Here is a 16,219-nt window from a genome sequence, read left to right on the forward strand (position 1 = left end):
AGTTGGCGACGAGGAAGGGCCATCAGCCTAGGACCACAGCCCCCCCAGAGCGGACGGTAGCCGAGGAAGCACCCGAACACCCACCCCCCCCTGACCGCTCCCGCGTCCGTGCCCCGTCAGCCGCGCCGGTCGCCCACCAGCCGGCGCAGGTGGTCCGCCGTCGCCGTGCCGGAGGCCCGTACCTCGGCGGGGGTGCCGGCCGCGACGACGCGCCCGCCGTGCTCACCGGCCCCCGGCCCCATGTCGACCAGCCAGTCCGCGCAGTCCGCCAGGTGCAGGTCGTGCTCGGCCACCAGTACGGTGTGCCCCGCGGCCAGCAGGGCGTCGAAGGCGCCCACCATGCGCTGGACGTCGGCCGGGTGCAGCCCGGTCAGCGGCTCGTCCAGCACCACCACGCCACCGCGCCCGCCGGTGGTGCCCCGCCGTATCGCATCGGCCAGCTTCAGCCGCTGAGCCTCGCCGCCCGACAGTTCGGTGGCGCTCTGGCCCAGCTGGAGATACCCGAGCCCCACCTGCCGGAGCGCTCCCAGGACGGCGGTCAGCCCGCGCGGCTCGCGGAAGAACTCCGCCGCCTCGTCGACGGTCAGGTCCAGGACCTGGTCGACGGCCAGGCCGCGGTAGGTGACCGAGAGGACCTCGGGGGTGAAGCGGCGGCCTTCGCACACGTCACAGGTCGCCCACACGTCCGGCAGGAAGTGCATGTCCACCAGCTTCTTGCCGTAGCCGGTGCACGCCTCGCAGCGCCCCGCGGCGGCGTTGAAGGAGAAGGCGGACGCGCCCAGACCCAGCGAGCGGGCCCGGTCCGTGGCCCCGTAGAGCTTGCGGATCGCGTCGAACGCCTTGCTGTAGGTGGCCGGGTTGGAACGCGGGGTGCGGCCGATCGGGCTCTGGTCGACGCAGTCCACCCAGGCGACGGCGTCGATCCCGCTGACCCCGGCGACCGCGGGATGGGGGTCCCCCGCCAGGGCGGCGGTGAGGGCCGGGGCCACGGCGTGGCCCAGCAGGCTGCTCTTGCCGCTGCCGCTGACCCCGGTGAAGCAGGTCAGGGTGTTCAGCGGGACGCGGAGCTCGTCCACGCGTACGGTGTGGACCCGGATGTCCTTCAGGGCCAGCCAGTTGCCGCTGCCCCGGCCGGTCCGGGCACGGGTGATCCGCGGCAGGCTGCGGTCCAGGTAGCGGCCGGTCACCGAGCCGGAAGCCGTGGCGAGTTCGTGCGGCGGCCCGGAGAAGATCACCTCGCCGCCGGCGCGGCCGGCCCCCGGGCCGAGATCGATCACCCAGTCGGCCTGCGCCACGACATCGGGGTCGTGCTCCACGAGCAGCACCGTGTTCCCCGAGTCCCGCAGCCCCTCCAGGATGTCCCGCAGCTTCTCCTTGTCCGCCGGGTGCAGCCCGGATCCCAGCTCGTCGAGCACGAAGACGATGTTGGTCAGCGACGTGCTCAGCTGCGCGGCCGTACGGGCGCGCTGGAGCTCGCCGCCGGAGAGCGTGGGCGCGGTGCGGGCGAGTTCGAGGTGGGCCAGGCCCAGCCGGTCGAGCAGCCTCAGCCGGTTCGTGACCTCGGGCAGCAGCGCCTCGCCGATCTCCCGCTGGACACCGCTGAGGAGCCCGCCGAGTTCGGCCGCCCACGCCTGCACCTCGTGCACCCTCAGGGCCGACAGCTCCTGGTAGGTCACCCCCGCCAGGGACACCGTACGGGCGGCCTCCCCGTAGCCGCTGCCGCCGCACTCCGGGCAGGGCACCTGGCGCATGTACGGCAGGTACCGCTGTTTGGCGTTCTCGGTGCCGGCGGCGGCGAACAGCCGCTCGACCTCCGCGAGCGCGCCGCGCAGGGGCTGGTTCAGCTGGTAGACGACCTCGGCATCGGAGTTCTTGTTGGGGACCTGGACGCTGACGCTCACCGGTTCCGTGCCCGTTCCGTACAGCAGGGCGTTCCGGAACGGCTCGGGCAGCTCCCGCCAGGGCAGCGACAGGTCCGCTCCGTACTTCTCGGCCAGGAACGGGACGGCCACCTGCTCCGGCGAGCGGAGTTTGTCGAACCACGGCGATCCGCCTTCCAGCAGCGGAAGACCGGGCTGGGTGACGATCAGCGAGGCGTCCGCCTGCGGGGTGCCGCCCGCGCCGTGGCAGGAACGGCAGGCTCCCTCCGGGCTGTGGCGGCTGAAGTGGCCGCTGGACAGCTCCGCACCGCCGCCGGATACCGCCGGCAGCCGCGAGTAGAGCAGCCCGAGGTAGGCGTCGATGCCGGTCATCGTGGCGACCGTGGAGCGCGAGTTGCGGTTCAGGCGGCGCTGGTCGACCGCGAGCGTGGCGCTCAGGCCGTCGATCCGGTCGACCTGGGGGCGGTCCTTGGGGGTGATGTACTGGCGGACGAAGGGGGAGAGGCCCTCCAGGTACTGCAACTGCGCCTCGGCGTGCACGGTGTCGATCGCCAGCGAGGTCTTGCCGCTGCCGCTGACACCGGTGAACGCCACGATGCCACCGCGGGGGATGTCCACGGTGACGTCCTTGAGGTTGTGGGTCCGGGCGCGGACCACCCTGATCCACGACGTGCCGCTGTCAGGGAATGAGCTTTTCGGCATGGTGCTCCCAAAAGTTCGGGTTATACGGCGACAGGCCCCGGTCAAGGGGCCTGTCGAAGATCAGATCACGCGTCCGGCGCCGGATCGCCGCACCAGTGGCGCAGTGCGACCCGCAGGGAGGGCGTGTCCCCCGCATGACCGGCCCAGGCTACGTATCCGTCGGGCCGTACCAGTACCGCCTCGGGCAGGTCCGTCCTGTCGGACACCGCGCGGACGGTGGTGACGCGGTCCTTCCAGCCGTCCTCGGCCACCCCCGCGCAGAAGCCGCCGTGGGACTGGTCCAGCAGGACGAAGGCGCCCCGCCGGAAGTGGCCGTACAGCCGGCTGTCCGCGCCCACGCCGTCGCGCGGTCGCAGCGCGGCGTCCGGCAGCCGCCGGCCGACCGTCCTGTGCGGCTTGGCGCCCGGAGCACCGGCTGCCGGCGGGTAGCGCAGGGTGAGTCCGGAGAGCTGCTCCAGGACGGTGTTCTGGACGGGCGGCAGCCCCATCGCGCGGGTGGTGATGCCGCGCAGCAGCCGGGCTCCCGGGGAGTTCGACACCTCGAACTTGTAGACCATGTCCGTCCGGCGCAGGGTCGCTGCGGCGATGGGACGGCGCTCGCGCTGGTAGGTGTCCAGCAGATGTGCCGGGGCCCACCCCCGCAGATGGGCGGCCAGCTTCCAGCCGAGGTTCACGGCGTCCTGGATCCCGGTCTGGAGGCCCTGCCCGCCGGAGGGGATGTGGGTGTGCGCCGCGTCGCCGGCCAGGAACACCCGGCCGAGGCGGTAGCGGTCGCTGAGCCGCTGGTCGCTGCGGAACCGCGACATCCACAGGGGGTCGTGGAGCCCGAAGTCCGTACCGAGGATCGCCTGGCAGCTCTCCCGGAGCTCCTCGACCGTCACCGGCTCGTCCACCGGTGCCGCCATCCGCGCGTGGTCGAGCGCGATGAGCCGGAACGTGCCGTCGCCGAACGGGAAGAAGACCACCATGCCGCGCTTGCCGGTACGCGCGTACACCTGCGGGTCCGGAGGCGTGGCCAGCCGCACGTCGGCGACGATCAGCGAACTGTCGTAGGAGGAGCCCTGGAAGGAGATGCCGGCCAGCTGCCGCACCGTACTGTGCACCCCGTCGCAGCCCACCACGAAGTCGGCCTGCTCGGTGCGCGGCCCGTCGGGCCCCTCCACCTCGACGTCCACGCCGTGCTCGTGCTGGCGCAGGCCGGTGACGGCCACCCCGCGCTCGATCACGGCGCCGGACTCCAGGGCCCAGGCGGTCAGCTGCTCCTCGGTGCGGCTCTGCGGGATGACGAGCATGTACGGGAACGGGCTGTCGACCCGGCGGTAGTCCAGCCAGCGCTTGCCGTCGCCGAGCGCCGCGTGCGCCCACGGCAGCCCCTGCGCCACGAACGACTCGGCACGGCCGCGCATGTCGAGCAGCTCCAGGGTGCGGGGCAGCAGCCCGAAGGCCCGGGAATGCGGCGACGGGCTGGTCCGCTTGTCGAGCACCCGGCAGGCGATCCCGGCCGTGGAGAGCTCGGCGGCGAGGGCGAGACCGGTCGGCCCCGCGCCGACGATGAGCACGGACGGGGAACTGGGCATGAGACTCTCCTTGGTCCAACTCGGTCTGGGCGCAGCGGCTGCGGGCGGCGCCCGGATCAGCCGTTGCGGGTCGCGTGGGTGACGACGAACGTCCCCGGGACGGTCTCCACGCGCTCGGCCCGGAGCCCGGCCGCCCCGGCCAGGGCACGCATTCCGGCGGCGTCGTACAGCCGGGGGAGCCGCCCCAGCGCCTTGAGCACCAGCGTGAGCAGGAGGCCGGGCGGCGCGTGCTCGGCGATCAGCACGGATCCGCCGGGGCGGAGCACCCTGTGGACCTCGCGCAGCCCGGCCGCCGCGTCCGTCCAGTGGCCGAAGGACGTGGTGCTCACCACCAGGTCGACGCTCGTGTCGGGCAGGGGCAGCCGTTCGGCGTGGCCGACGGCCAGGTCCGCGCCGGGAAGCCGTCCGAGGGCGATCTCCACCATGCGCTCGGCGGGGTCGATGCCGTGCAGGCGGGCCTCGGGCCAGCGGGCCGCCACCGCTTCGAGCAGCTTCCCGGTGCCGCAGCCGATGTCGAGGACCGCCTGCGGCCGCAGCTCCGCCCGCTCCGCCCAGTCGAGGACGGCGTCGTGGGCGGTCTCGCAGTCCTTGCCGAACTTGGCGTCGTAGCGCGGGGCGATCCGGTTGAACGTGTCGACGTGCCCGGGATCTGCCATGAGTCCGCTCCAGCGTTGCTCGGTGCCGATGAGGATCCCGAGGCTAGGTCCGCGGGACGGCGCCGTGCGGAGCGGGGACAGTTCGCTGAAAGGATCTCGGGGCGGCGTCCGTACGGCGCCGCGTGCCGGCGTCAGGGCAGCTCGGCCCAGGCCCGGGCACGTTCCTCGTTGTCCGCGCGGGCCTTCCTGGCGATGTCTTCGAGCGCCGCCCAGTCGATGTCCCGGGGCGGGGTCAGGCTCCGGCTCTCCAGGAACCGTGCCGTGTCCCTTTCGATCCTCTCCACGACACCCGACCAGCCGTCGGGCCCGAGACCGGGGCCGGGCAGCACCCGCTGGGGGCTGAAGGACCACTCCTCTCCGTGCGGGGCCAGGTCGCCGCGTACGGCCAGGGCCTGAAGGGAGCCGAACTCGTCGTCGTGGCTGTGCCACAGCAGCCAGGCGGGGCCCGCCGCGGCCGGGACGCCGTCGGGGAGCCGCACCGTCATGACCCCCGTCTCCCGGTCCTGCCGGGGCCGGCAGCGCAGGCTGAAGGGGAAGCCCTCGGTGTCCTGGAAGGACAGCACCGGAGTGCTGAACAGGTGCAGGTAGCCGTCGAGCCGGTTCCAGACGCTCATGCGACACGCTCCAGAGCGGTCGCGCCCATGGCGTCCTTGCGGAAGGCCCAGATCTTCTCCGGGGTCACGGTGATGCGCAGTCGCCAGTAGAAGCTGGGGTGGAACTGCTCGCGCACCTCGGGGTCGAGCGCTTCGAGCGCGCCGGCCGGCCGCTTGCGGAACAGCTCCGCCCAGAAGTCCTCCAGGCCCTCGACCGTGAGGATCTCCTCCGGGGCGGTGGCCCGGCCCTGGACCAGGACGGCCGGGGCACTGGCGGGCAGGGCGCTGCCGGTGAAGTCGGACATGAGCAGGGAGACCCTGTCGTCGCGGTTGATGTGCTCGGCCTTGCGGGCGACGGAGATGCTGGAGCTGAGGACGAATTCGTTCTTCTCCGGCTTCCACAGGAAGGCCATGGGCCATGTCACCGGACGGCTGCTCCCGGACAGGGTGGAGAATTCGCAGGCTAGGACACGGCGCAGGACACGGTTCACGTCGCCGGAGAGTGTGGCTGGCATGATTCCTCGTATTTGTCTGAATGTTGCCTGTCGCGCTGAGGTCGGGGACATGGCTACCAGTCCGTTCCCGGCCGGTCAATGGCTCGTATTGGAGCCCGAGTCGACCGCTGACAGGTCATGGAAAGAAATCCGGTCCGCGGGGTCCGCCGGTGCTAGAGAAGGGGCATGACATCGACGACTGCACCGAGCTATCCCTTCCCCGCGAAGGATTTGGAAGAGGCCGCCGAATTCGCCAGGCTGCGGGTGGAGGAGCCGATATCCAGGGTGACCATGCCGTACGGCGGCGAGGCGTGGCTGGTGACCCGCATGGCCGATGTGAAGGAGGTGCTCGCCGACCCGAGGTTCAGCCGTCAGCTGCAGACCGAGGCCGACCGGCCGCGCTTCTTCCCCGAGCCGGTGGTCGAGGGCATCGGCATCATGGACCCGCCGGAGCAGACGCGGCTGCGCAGGCTGGTCGCCAAGGCGTTCACCGCCCGCCGGGTCCAGGAGTTCGAGCCGCGCGTGCAGGCGATCGTCGACGAACTGCTCGACACGATGGAGGCCAAGGGCGGCCCGGCCGACATCTACGCCGACTTCTCCTGGCCGCTGCCCGGCATCTCGATCTGCGAGTTCATGGGGGTCCCGTACGAGGACCGCGACCGGTTCATGCCGTTCTTCGACGCCGTCGTCTCCACCACGGCCAAGACCCCGGACGAGATCCGCCAGGCCGTCGGCGACCTCCACGTGTACTTCACCGAGCTCATCGAGAAGCGCCAGGCGGAGCCGACGGACGACCTCTTCACCGCCCTCATCCGGGCGCGCGACGAGGACGACCGGCTGTCCTCGAAGGAACTCATCGAGATGACCTTCGGGCTGCTCGTCGCCGGCATGGAGACCACGGCCTCCCAGCTCGCCAACTTCCTGTACCTCCTGCTGCGCAACCCCGACCAGCTGGAGCTGCTGCGCAACCGGCCCGAGCTCGTACCGAACGCGGTCGAGGAGCTGCTGCGCTTCGTGCCGCTGCTCGCCGTGGACCAGCCGGCGGTGGCGCGCGAGGACCTGACCCTGGGCGGGGTGCTGATCCGGGCGGGCGAGACGGTGGTGCCGTCGATGAACTCCGCGAACCGCGACCCCGAGGTCTTCGACGACCCGCAGCGGCTCGACGTGAGCCGGGAGCACAACCCGCACCTCGCCTTCAGCCACGGGTCGCACCACTGCGTGGGTGCCCAGCTGGCGCGGCTGGAGCTGGTCACGGCCCTGCGCTCGCTGCTGCGGCGCTTCCCCGACCTGCGCCAGGCCGTCCCGGACGGCGAACTCCGCTGGAAGGCGGGGGTCGTGCTGCGCGGCGTCGAGTCCCTCCCGGTGAGGTGGTAGCGGGTGGGCGCGCAGGAGGGCGAGTGGGGCGTACGGGTCGACAGCGGTGCCTGTCTGATGTCAGGGCTGTGCCAGTCGCTGGCGCCGAAGGTCTTCGGTTCCCGTGACGACAAGGCCGTGGCGCTGAAGGACCGGTCGGCGCCGGACGGGCGGCTGCTGGAGGCGGCCGAGTTCTGCCCGGCCGAGGCGATCGCCCTCACGGACCTGGACACCGGGAAGCCGGTCGCCGGTTAGACCGGGGCCGGACCGCGTGCGCACGGCGCGCGCGGGCACGAACTGCCGGAGGGCGGTGGACAGGTCCTGTCCACCGCCCTCCGGCAGTCGGTTCACGCGATCGACTGGGCGAAGCGGAAGAACCCCTTGGGGTCGTAGGCGCGCTTCACGGCGGTCAGCCGCTCGTAGTTGACGCCGTAGTACGCCCGGCGCCAGTCGGTCAGGTCCGGGTCGATGTAGTTCTGGTACGCGTGGCCGGACGACCAGGGGTGCGTGCGCGCGTAGGCGGCGTCGATCCACTCCTGGCACGCCCGCCGCCGGACCGCGTCGAGGACCTCGCCCTCGGGGACGTCGATGCCCACGGACCAGCCGGCGTAGAACAGGGCGCTGCGGTGGACGTAGGCGGTGGCGGTGGGAGAGACGCGGTTGTGCGCCCCGCCCAGCCCCTGGAGGTCGAAGCTGCGGGCCTCGTTGGCGTGGCGGGCGGCCGAGAAGACCCCCAGGACCGCGGCGATGCCCGCCGCGTCGAGCGGCCTGTCGAAGAAGTTGCCGCGCGCCAGGGCGAATCCGAAGCGGGCCAGCTGGGCCTGGGGGTTGTGGCCGATCCGGTGGCAGGCGGCCGGCTCCAGGTCGTCGCAGCCGAACCAGTGGCGCATGCCGAGGCGGTACGAGTCCGTACGCCGGTCGCTCGTCACGGGGTCGGTTCCCACGGCGGCGGTCAGCCGGCCCAGCACCGCGTCGAGCTCCTGCGGCGAACCGAGCCAGACGCCGGACACCGTCACACCGGGCTCGGCGGCGGGGTCGTCGCCGTACGTCGAGATGTTCAGCAGCGGCGTGAGCTCGTCCGGGGCGTCCGCGGTCCAGCGCTGCCAGGCCGCCAGCACCGCGGCGGCGGAGGCCCAGTGCCAGGTGAGCGTGAAGCTGGTCATGTCCGGGGCGGGTACGGGGTCGAAGTCGTACTCGGTGACGATCCCGAAATTGCCGCCGCCCCCGCCGCGCAGCGCCCAGAACAGGTCCTCGTGGTGGTGGGCCCCGCTCTCCACGATGCGTCCGTCCGCGAGGACCACCTGTGCCCGGCGCATCCGGTCGCTCGCGACCCCGTACATGCGGGTGAGGAAGCCCAGCCCGCCGCCGAGGGCGAGACCGCCGATGGCGACGGTGGGGCACCAGCCGGTCGGCACGGCGACGCCGTGGGGGGCGAGCCCCTCCTCCAGGTCGATGAGCTGGCAGCCGGGACCGACCCGGGCGACCGGGCCGGCCAGCCGCAGGCCGTTCATCGGGGACACGTCGATGACCATGCCGGTCGTCGTGGAGTAGCCGGCGAAGGAGTGGCCGCCGCTGCGGGCCACGGCCTGGACGCGGTGCCGCGCGGCGAACCGCACGGCCTCGGCGACGTCCTCGGCGGTCTTGCAGCGCACCACGGCCTGGGGCTTGATCGAGTCGAACTGGCGCAGTGCCAGTGTCCGGACGCTGTCGTACTGCTGGTCTCCCGGCAGCACCACGGTGCCGTCGATGCCCCGCTGCAGGGCGGCCCACGGCGGTCCCCCGGCCGATGCGGCGGTGGCGGGCAGGAGCAGGCCCGCCGCCGAGGCTGCTCCGGCTCCGAGGAAGGCGCGGCGTCTCATACAGATCTCCCTTGTCCGGGCTGCGTCTTGCAGGGTGGTGTCGGCCCAGAGTGTGGTGACTGCGGTTGCGCCGTACGGCGGAGATGTCAGAAGTCCGAAAGCTTTCGGCCACGCGTGCGTCCGCACGCGGAGGCGGTTCAGGGCCGGCCGGGCAGCGAGACGATCTCGTTGATCGAACCGGTGACTCGGCTGACCTGCGGGGCCTGGCCGTCCGGTGCCACGACCACCGCCCGGACATGGCCGTCGGGGACGGTGGAGATCCGGACGACCGGGTTGACCTCGGTGCCCGCCGGCAGCACGACGGGGGCGCGCTGCATGATGCGGGTGAGCACCAGCTTGCTCTCCAGCAGGGCGAGGTTGCGCCCGATGCAGTTGTGCTGTCCCAGGCCGAACGGGAAGTACTCGTGCTGCGCGGGCTGCGCGGTCTCCCAGCGCTCGGGGAGGAACCGCAGCGGCTCGGGGAAGACCCCGGCGTCGCGGTGGGTCACGAAGGAACTGAAGATCGCCATCGCGCCCTCGGGGATCGCGTGGCCGTCGATCTCGGCGCCCTCCTGCGCGTAGCGGACGCCGAAGCCGGCGGGCGGCATGAGCCGCACGCTCTCCTTGACGACGTGGTCCAGCACCGGCATCCGGGCCAGGACGTCCGGCCCCGGCGCCGCGTCACCGGCGATCTCGGCCACCTCGGCGCGCAGCTTCTCCCACCACTCGCGGTGCTGGTCGAGCAGGAGCAGGGTCCAGAACAGCGAGGAGGCGACGCTGTCGTGGCACAGGGCCGTGTACGCCTCGCCCAGCAGCTCGTCGTCGCTGAGCTCCTCCGTCCGCTCCCCGTCGGGCACGGTCAGCTTGCTCAGCAGGTCGGGCGCGGCCTCGCCGGAGCGCCGTGCGGCGATCAGCGCCCGCAGAATGTCCTCGATCTCCCCCGCGATCCGGGTCATGCGGCGGAACGGCGTACCGGGCAGCGGGGCCTGCAGCACCGCGGTCAGGGGGTGGCCGGCCGCCGCCGCGAGCTGCACCATCTTGTCGTTCAGACGGCGGGCGGACTCCTCGTCCTGCACGCCGGCCATCGTGGCCAGCGAGATCCGCGTCACCAGCCGGGCGAGCTCCTCGTGCAGGTCCACCGAGCCGCCCGGCCGCCACCGGTCGAGCATGTCGTCGGCGAAGCGCACGATGGTGTCCGTGTAGACGGCCACGTGGCGGGGCGAGAAGGCGTGCTGCATGGCCTGCCGGTGCTTGCGGTGGATGGTGCCGTTCAGCCGCAGCAGACCGCTGGTCAGCAGCATCATCGGCGAGCCGGGCGGCAGCCGCAGGTGCCGGAACGAGTCGGACACGAAGGACTTTCCGGTGAGCACCTGGCGGGCCTGCTCGGGACCGAAGGCGAACACCGTGCGGGGGCGGCGGCCGGGCATCGCGCACACGGCGCCGTAACTGCCCTCCAGCTCCTGAAGAAAGGGCAGGGGGCGCCTGAGCAGGCTCAGCCCGGCCGAGAGCCTGCGCAGCCCCAGAGGGTCGGCCGGGCCGGCCAGTCGGGCCGCTGGATTCTGCGCGACAGAGCTTCCGGGCACGGTGGTTTCTCCTCTGGGGACGGCAGTGTGACGAGTTTCCTTGCTACCCGAGAACGAACAGCCCACCGGCACGGCGGAAAGAATTCTGCAAGATGTTGCTCGTCGCCTTCTTTCCTAAATCCATCATGGTTTGGAAAGAATTTCGGCAACTGCCTCCGCACCCGTCTAACTTCTGCTCCGAGGGCGAATGCCGGCAGAGAGAGATGGGGACGGAATGCAGGCGAGGACGGGGCGCGACACTGCCCTCGACGTCATGCGTGCGGTCTGCGAGGCGGATCCGGCGGCGACCGCAGCGGTCTTCCCCGCCCAGCCCGCGATCGGGCTCGCGCAGGAAGTCCGCTTCACCCGCCAGGAACTGGACCGCGAGGCCAGGGCGCTCGCCGTCAAGCTGCGCGAGGTGGCCGAAGGCCCCGTGCTGCTGCTGATGCAGCCCGGCCCGGACTACCTCAAGGGCTTCCTCGCCACCGCCTACGCCGGCCTCCCGGCCGCGCCCGTCTACCCGCCCAACCCCGCGGACGTCCGGCGGGACTTCGCCCGGCTGGGCGCGATCCTCGCGAAGCTGCCGGACGCCACCCTGCTGACCGAACCCGGGCTGCTGGAGCCGCTGCGGCAGCTCTTCGCGGAGCGCCTCCCCGAGGTGCGCCCCGAGCGGCTCGTGGACACCAGCGTCCCGGCCGGCGCGGAGGACGACTGGCGGGCCCCCGCGGTCAGCCCCGAGCAGCCCCTGTTCATCCAGTTCACCTCGGGCTCGACCGGCACCCCGCGCGGAGTGCTCGTATCGCACCGCAACCTGCTCTCCAACGTCGACGCCATCACGGACCGGTTCGGCCTCGGCCCGTCGAGCACCGGCGCCCTGTGGCTGCCGCCGTACCACGACATGGGACTCGTCGGGGGAGTGCTCACCCCGCTCGTCACCGGCTTCCCCATCCACCTGCTCTCCCCCCTGTCCTTCGTCTCCGACCCGATGGCCTGGCTGCGGCTCGTCTCCGAGACCGGCGCCACCCACACCGGGGCTCCGAACTTCGGGTACGCGCTGGCCACCCGCCGCGCCCGCGACGAGGACGTGGCCTCCCTCGACCTCAGCGGACTGCAGGTCGCCTTCTCCGGGGCCGAACCGGTGGACGCGGCGACCCTGCGGGCCTTCGCGGAGCGCTTCGCCCCGGCCGGACTGAGCCCGGACGTCTTCCTGCCCTGCTACGGCCTCGCCGAGGCCACACTGATCGTCAGCGGCGGCCGGCCCGGCGCGGGACTGCGCACGCACCGGCTCGACGCCGAGGCGCTCGCACTCGGCCGGGTGGAGCCCGCCCGCGACGGCGCGGCCGCCACCGAACTGGTCTCCAGCGGACCCGCGGTGGCCGGCACCGAGGTGCGGATCGTCGACCCCGCCACCGGCACGCCCGCCGGGCACGGAGAGATCGGCGAAGTGCTCGTGGCGTCGGACGGCGTGGCCGAGGGCTACTTCGAGGACCCCGAGGAGACCACGCGCGTCTTCGGCACGTCCCTGCCCGGATCGCCCCGCGACTGGATGCGCACCGGCGACCTCGGCTTCCTCACCGAGGACGGCGAGCTGGTACCGGTCGCGCGGATCAAGGACGTGATCGTCGTCCGCGGCCGCAACCTCCACCCGCAGGACGTGGAACGGACCGTGCAGGCCACCGACCCCGGCATACGCAAGGGCTGCGTCGCGGCCGCGGGCGTACCGGGGCCGGACGGGAGCGAGGAGATCCTCGTGGTGGCGGAGCTGCGGCCCGAGGCCGCGGACGACGCCGGGCAGGCCCGCCGGATCGCCCAGGAGGTACGGGCCGCCGTCACCCGGGCCCACTCCGCCCCCGTACGGAGCGTCCACCTGATCCGTCCCTCGACCCTGCCGAAGACCTCCAGCGGCAAGGTGCAGCGCTCCGCCGCACGGGCCGCCCACCTGGAGGGATCGCTCGCCACCATCCTGTGCGACACGGCGGACGAGGCCCCCGGCACGGCGGCCCCCACCGCCGCGCGGCGCACCTCCCCCGCCGCCGGCTCCGGCGACCTGATCGTGGAGCTGGCCGCGACCGTCATCGCGCACTACGGCGGCCGGGGCGGCACGACGCACTCCCTCGACTCGCTCCGCGCCGCCCAGCTCGCCGGGGAGGCCACGCAGGCCTTCAAGGTGTCGGTACCGGTCACCGACATCCTGGCCGGCGTCGACGCCGAGGCGCTCGCCGCACTCATCCGCTCCGCCCGCCCCCTGTCCGCACCCGCCGACGACAGCGGTTCCCCCGCCCCGGCCGAGTCCCCCGCGAGCGCGCGCCAGGAAGCACTGTGCCTGCTCCAGGAACTCGACCCGGCCGCCCCCGGCCTCGTCCTCGGCATCGCCTTCGCCCTGCCCGGGGCCGCGGCCCCGCAGGACGTCGCCCACGGCCTGTCCGCCCTGGTGGCCCGCCACCCGGCGCTGCGCACACGGCTGGTTCGGAACGGCGAGCACTGGACGCGCGTCGTCGATCCGGCGGACACCCCCGCCCCGGCGGCGCAGCCCTGGGGCAGGTACTGCACCCTCACCCGGCTCGGAGCGATCGGGGCGTCCGAGCTCGCCGACGCCCTCGCCGAGCGCTGTCGCCGGGTGCCCGACCTCGCCGAAGGCCCGCTCTTCCAGGCCGAGGTAGTCCTCGCCGACGACGCCCCCGCCCACCTGGTGATCACCGTCCACCACGCGATCGCCGACCTGTGGTCCATCGGCGTCCTCGCGGCCGAACTCGCCCACCTGCTGGCCTCGGGTGACCCGGCGGCCGCGGCGGCATCCCTGCCGCCCGCCCCGCAGGCCGCCCACGAGGGTCCGGACGAGCGGCGGCTGGACCGCGCCTGGAACTTCTGGCAGGGGCTGCTCGAAGACGGGGTCGCCCCCCTCCAGCTGCCGCCCTCGGACACCCCCGCACAGGTCGTCCCGGCCGGCCGGGCCAGGCTCGCGGCCCACGCCCCGCTCACCCTGGACGCCCGGCGCACCGCCGCCCTGACCGCACTGGCGAAGGAGTGCGGAGTCACCCTGTACGCGGTGCTGCTCGCCGTGCAGTCGCTGACCCTGGCCCGGCTCACCGGCGCGGACCGGGTCCCCGTCGCGGTGCCGCTCCACGGCCGCGGATCCGCGACCCACCGCGCCGTCGACTACCTCGTCTCCACCGTCACCCTGCCGGTCGAGACGACCACCGGGAGCGTCCGCGACCTGGTCGGACGGGCGTCCGGCGCGCTGCGCGGCGCACTCGCCCACCGCACCGTCGGCTACCCCGAGCTGGTCGCCCTGTCCGCGGCCCGCGGCGGCCCCGAGGTACCCGCCCCCGACGCCGCCCTGCTGCTCCAGCAGGACACCCCGGGCGCCCCGCCCGGCGTCGGCGCCGGCCTGCTCGGCGGCGGGGTCCGGCTCGGCGGTGTCGAGCTCGGCGTCGCCGTGGTCCCGCCCAGCATCGGCCCGTTCGGGCTCACCACGCTGCTCAGCGAGACGGACGGCACGCTCAGCGGCCGCGTCGAGGTCGACCCCTCGCGCTACGCCGGCTGGCTCGCCGGACAGTTCGCCGACGCGTTCCTCGCCATCGCCGACTCGGTGGCCGAGGACGCGGAGCGCCCGCTCGCCGAGACCTCCGCGGTCGGCCGGGAGCAGGCCGCCCGGATACGCGAGTGGTCGCTGTCCCCCGTGCCCGAGGACGGCGAGGGCACCCTGCACGAGCTGGTGCTCTCCACCGCCCGGCGCCACCCCGGACGTACCGCGGTCGTCGCCGGGGACGGCAGCCTCAGCTACGGCGAACTCGCGCACCGCTCGGCCGTCGTGGCGGCGGCGCTCGCCGCGGAGGGCGCCGGCCCGGGCTCCACCGTCGGTGTCCTGATGCCCCGCGGCAGGGACCTGCCGGCCGTCCTCCTCGGAGTGCTCCGCTCCGGCGCCGCCTACCTGCCGCTGGACGCCGCGACCCCCGCGGCCCGGATCGCCGCCGTCGTCGAGGACGCGGGCTGCCGCCACGTCCTCGTCGGGTCGGTCCCGGTGGACCGGGGGCAGTTCTTCCCCGTACGCACCCTGGACGTGGACGCCGTCCTCGCGGAAGGCGACGCGGACCCGGTCGTGCCGCAGCCCTCCGTCACCCCGGACGACCCGGCCTACCTGCTCTTCACCTCCGGATCCACCGGCCGCCCCAAGGGCGTGGTGATCCCGCACCGGGGACCCGTGAACCTGGTGCGCTGGGCGGGTGCCGAATTCGGCACCGACGCCCTCGCGCGCACCCTCGCCGTCACCCCCACCACCTTCGACCTGTCCGTCTTCGAGCTGTTCACCCCCCTGGCGCACGGCTGCGAGGTACGGCTGCTCGACGGCGTACTGGACCTGCTGGACTCCCCGGCGCACGCCGCCGGCGCCACGCTGCTGAACACCGTGCCGTCGGCGGTGGCCGGCCTGCTGGAACACGACGCCCTCCCCGCCGACCTGAGCGTGGTCAACGTGGCCGGCGAACCGCTCGGCGCCGAACTGGTCCGCTCGGTGCACCAGCGCGTGCCCGGTGTCCGCATGGTCAACCTGTACGGCCCCAGCGAGACCACGACCTACTCCACCTACGCGGACCTGGGCCCGGACACGAGCGGCCCGGTCCCGATCGGCCGGCCGGTCGGCGGCACCTCCCTCAGCGTCGTCGACGCGGGCCTGCGCCCGCTCCCCCTCGGCGGCACCGGTGAACTCCTCATCGGGGGCGCGGGCGTGGCCCTCGGCTACGCCGGACGCCCCGGCATGACCGCGGCCCGGTTCCTGCCCGACCCCGAGCACCCCGGCCGCAGGCTCTACCGCACCGGCGACCTGGTCCGCTGGCGTCCCGACGGGCAGCTGGAGTTCATCGGCCGGGCCGACCACCAGGTCAAGGTCCGCGGGTTCCGCATCGAACTGGGCGACGTGGAACGGGCCCTGTCCGCCGTCGCACCGGTGCGCGAAGCCGCCGTACTGGCCCTCGGGCAGAGCACCGAGCGCCGGCTGGCCGCCTACCTCGTGCCCGACCGGCCGCTGGAGGGCGACCCGGCCGCCTGGCTGCGCGGAGTGCGCCGCCGCCTGGGCCAGGAGCTGCCCGGCTACATGGTCCCCGTCGAGTTCGCCGTACTCGACGAGCTGCCGCGCAACCGGCACGGCAAGCTCGACCGGGGCCGGCTCGCCTCCTTCGCCACCGTTCCGCTCGTCGCGGGCGGCCGGATCGCCCCCCGCGACGACACCGAGCGCCGGATCGCGGCCTGCTGGGCGCGGGCGCTGCCGGTCACCGAGATCGGGGTGACGGACGAGTTCTTCGACCTCGGCGGCCACTCGCTGATGCTGAGCAAGATCGCGCACCTCATCGGCCAGGAGTTCTCGGTGCAGCTCCCGCTGACCGCCCTGCGCACGCACACGACGGTGGCCGAACAGGCCCGGCTCCTGGGCGAGCTGGCCTCGGAGGCACCCCAGTACCCCTCTGGTCCCCGGTCGGTCCGCCGACTGGACCGCCGCAGGTACACCGCGGCCGGCGACGGCCGGACCGTCTGATGGGCCGTCCCCGCCCGGACCGCCCGACGCCCGCCCG

10 protein-coding genes are annotated in these 16,219 nt (G+C 73.4%); 3 read left to right on the plus strand and 7 right to left on the minus strand.

The features are described from left to right. Nucleotides 1-116: 116 nt before the first annotated feature. The 5 genes from ACZ597_RS32830 to ACZ597_RS32850 form a co-directional block, all read right to left on the minus strand. On the minus strand, nt 117-2,582 hold the full coding sequence (locus tag ACZ597_RS32830; protein WP_471338503.1) for an excinuclease ABC subunit UvrA: 2,466 nt from the start codon (nt 2,580-2,582) through the stop codon (nt 117-119). A 65-nt stretch (nt 2,583-2,647) separates the two neighbouring features. After that, a complete protein-coding gene (locus ACZ597_RS32835; RefSeq protein WP_471338506.1) occupies nt 2,648-4,159 on the minus strand; it encodes an FAD-dependent monooxygenase in 1,512 nt (503 codons plus the stop codon). A 56-nt stretch (nt 4,160-4,215) separates the two neighbouring features. Continuing rightward, a complete protein-coding gene (locus ACZ597_RS32840; RefSeq protein WP_471338509.1) occupies nt 4,216-4,815 on the minus strand; it encodes a class I SAM-dependent methyltransferase in 600 nt (199 codons plus the stop codon). Between the two features lie 131 nt (nt 4,816-4,946). After that, entirely contained in the window at nt 4,947-5,429 is a 483-nt protein-coding gene (locus tag ACZ597_RS32845) for a hypothetical protein (RefSeq protein ID WP_471338512.1), read from the minus strand. Continuing rightward, on the minus strand, nt 5,426-5,833 hold the full coding sequence (locus tag ACZ597_RS32850; RefSeq protein WP_471338515.1) for a pyridoxamine 5'-phosphate oxidase family protein: 408 nt from the start codon (nt 5,831-5,833) through the stop codon (nt 5,426-5,428). The genes ACZ597_RS32845 and ACZ597_RS32850 overlap by 4 nt, the downstream gene beginning before the upstream one ends. A gap of 255 nt (nt 5,834-6,088) precedes the next feature. Here ACZ597_RS32850 and ACZ597_RS32855 point away from each other — a divergent pair, with 255 nt between their 5' ends. Continuing rightward, nucleotides 6,089-7,276, plus strand: coding sequence for a cytochrome P450 (locus ACZ597_RS32855; protein ID WP_471338517.1), 1,188 nt, complete (start codon nt 6,089-6,091; stop codon nt 7,274-7,276). A gap of 3 nt (nt 7,277-7,279) precedes the next feature. Further along, nucleotides 7,280-7,510, plus strand: coding sequence for a ferredoxin (locus ACZ597_RS32860; RefSeq protein WP_471338519.1), 231 nt, complete (start codon nt 7,280-7,282; stop codon nt 7,508-7,510). A gap of 92 nt (nt 7,511-7,602) precedes the next feature. On the opposite strand, the gene ACZ597_RS32865 is transcribed toward ACZ597_RS32860, so the two are convergent. Continuing rightward, on the minus strand, nt 7,603-9,114 hold the full coding sequence (locus ACZ597_RS32865; protein WP_471338521.1) for an FAD-binding oxidoreductase: 1,512 nt from the start codon (nt 9,112-9,114) through the stop codon (nt 7,603-7,605). 137 nt (nt 9,115-9,251) lie between these two features. Continuing rightward, complete coding sequence (locus tag ACZ597_RS32870) at nt 9,252-10,676, minus strand: cytochrome P450 (RefSeq protein WP_471338523.1); 1,425 nt, start codon at nt 10,674-10,676, stop codon at nt 9,252-9,254. A gap of 253 nt (nt 10,677-10,929) precedes the next feature. On the opposite strand from ACZ597_RS32870, the gene ACZ597_RS32875 reads away from it, so the two are divergent. After that, nucleotides 10,930-16,182 carry an amino acid adenylation domain-containing protein gene (locus ACZ597_RS32875; RefSeq protein ID WP_471338525.1) on the plus strand — a complete coding sequence of 1,751 codons (5,253 nt, stop codon included), beginning with the start codon at nt 10,930-10,932 and terminating at the stop codon, nt 16,180-16,182. The last annotated feature ends 37 nt before the right edge of the window (nt 16,183-16,219 follow it).

Source organism: Streptomyces sp. NPDC040718, from assembly GCF_055593565.1.

Coding starts and splice junctions, on each gene's coding strand:
- ACZ597_RS32830 (WP_471338503.1), bottom strand. CDS start 2,582: ATGCCGAAAAGCTCATTCCCTGACAGCGGCACGTCGTGGATCAGGGTG.
- ACZ597_RS32835 (WP_471338506.1), bottom strand. CDS start 4,159: ATGCCCAGTTCCCCGTCCGTGCTCATCGTCGGCGCGGGGCCGACCGGT.
- ACZ597_RS32840 (WP_471338509.1), bottom strand. CDS start 4,815: ATGGCAGATCCCGGGCACGTCGACACGTTCAACCGGATCGCCCCGCGC.
- ACZ597_RS32845 (WP_471338512.1), bottom strand. CDS start 5,429: ATGAGCGTCTGGAACCGGCTCGACGGCTACCTGCACCTGTTCAGCACT.
- ACZ597_RS32855 (WP_471338517.1), top strand. CDS start 6,089: ATGACATCGACGACTGCACCGAGCTATCCCTTCCCCGCGAAGGATTTG.
- ACZ597_RS32865 (WP_471338521.1), bottom strand. CDS start 9,114: ATGAGACGCCGCGCCTTCCTCGGAGCCGGAGCAGCCTCGGCGGCGGGC.
- ACZ597_RS32875 (WP_471338525.1), top strand. CDS start 10,930: ATGCGTGCGGTCTGCGAGGCGGATCCGGCGGCGACCGCAGCGGTCTTC.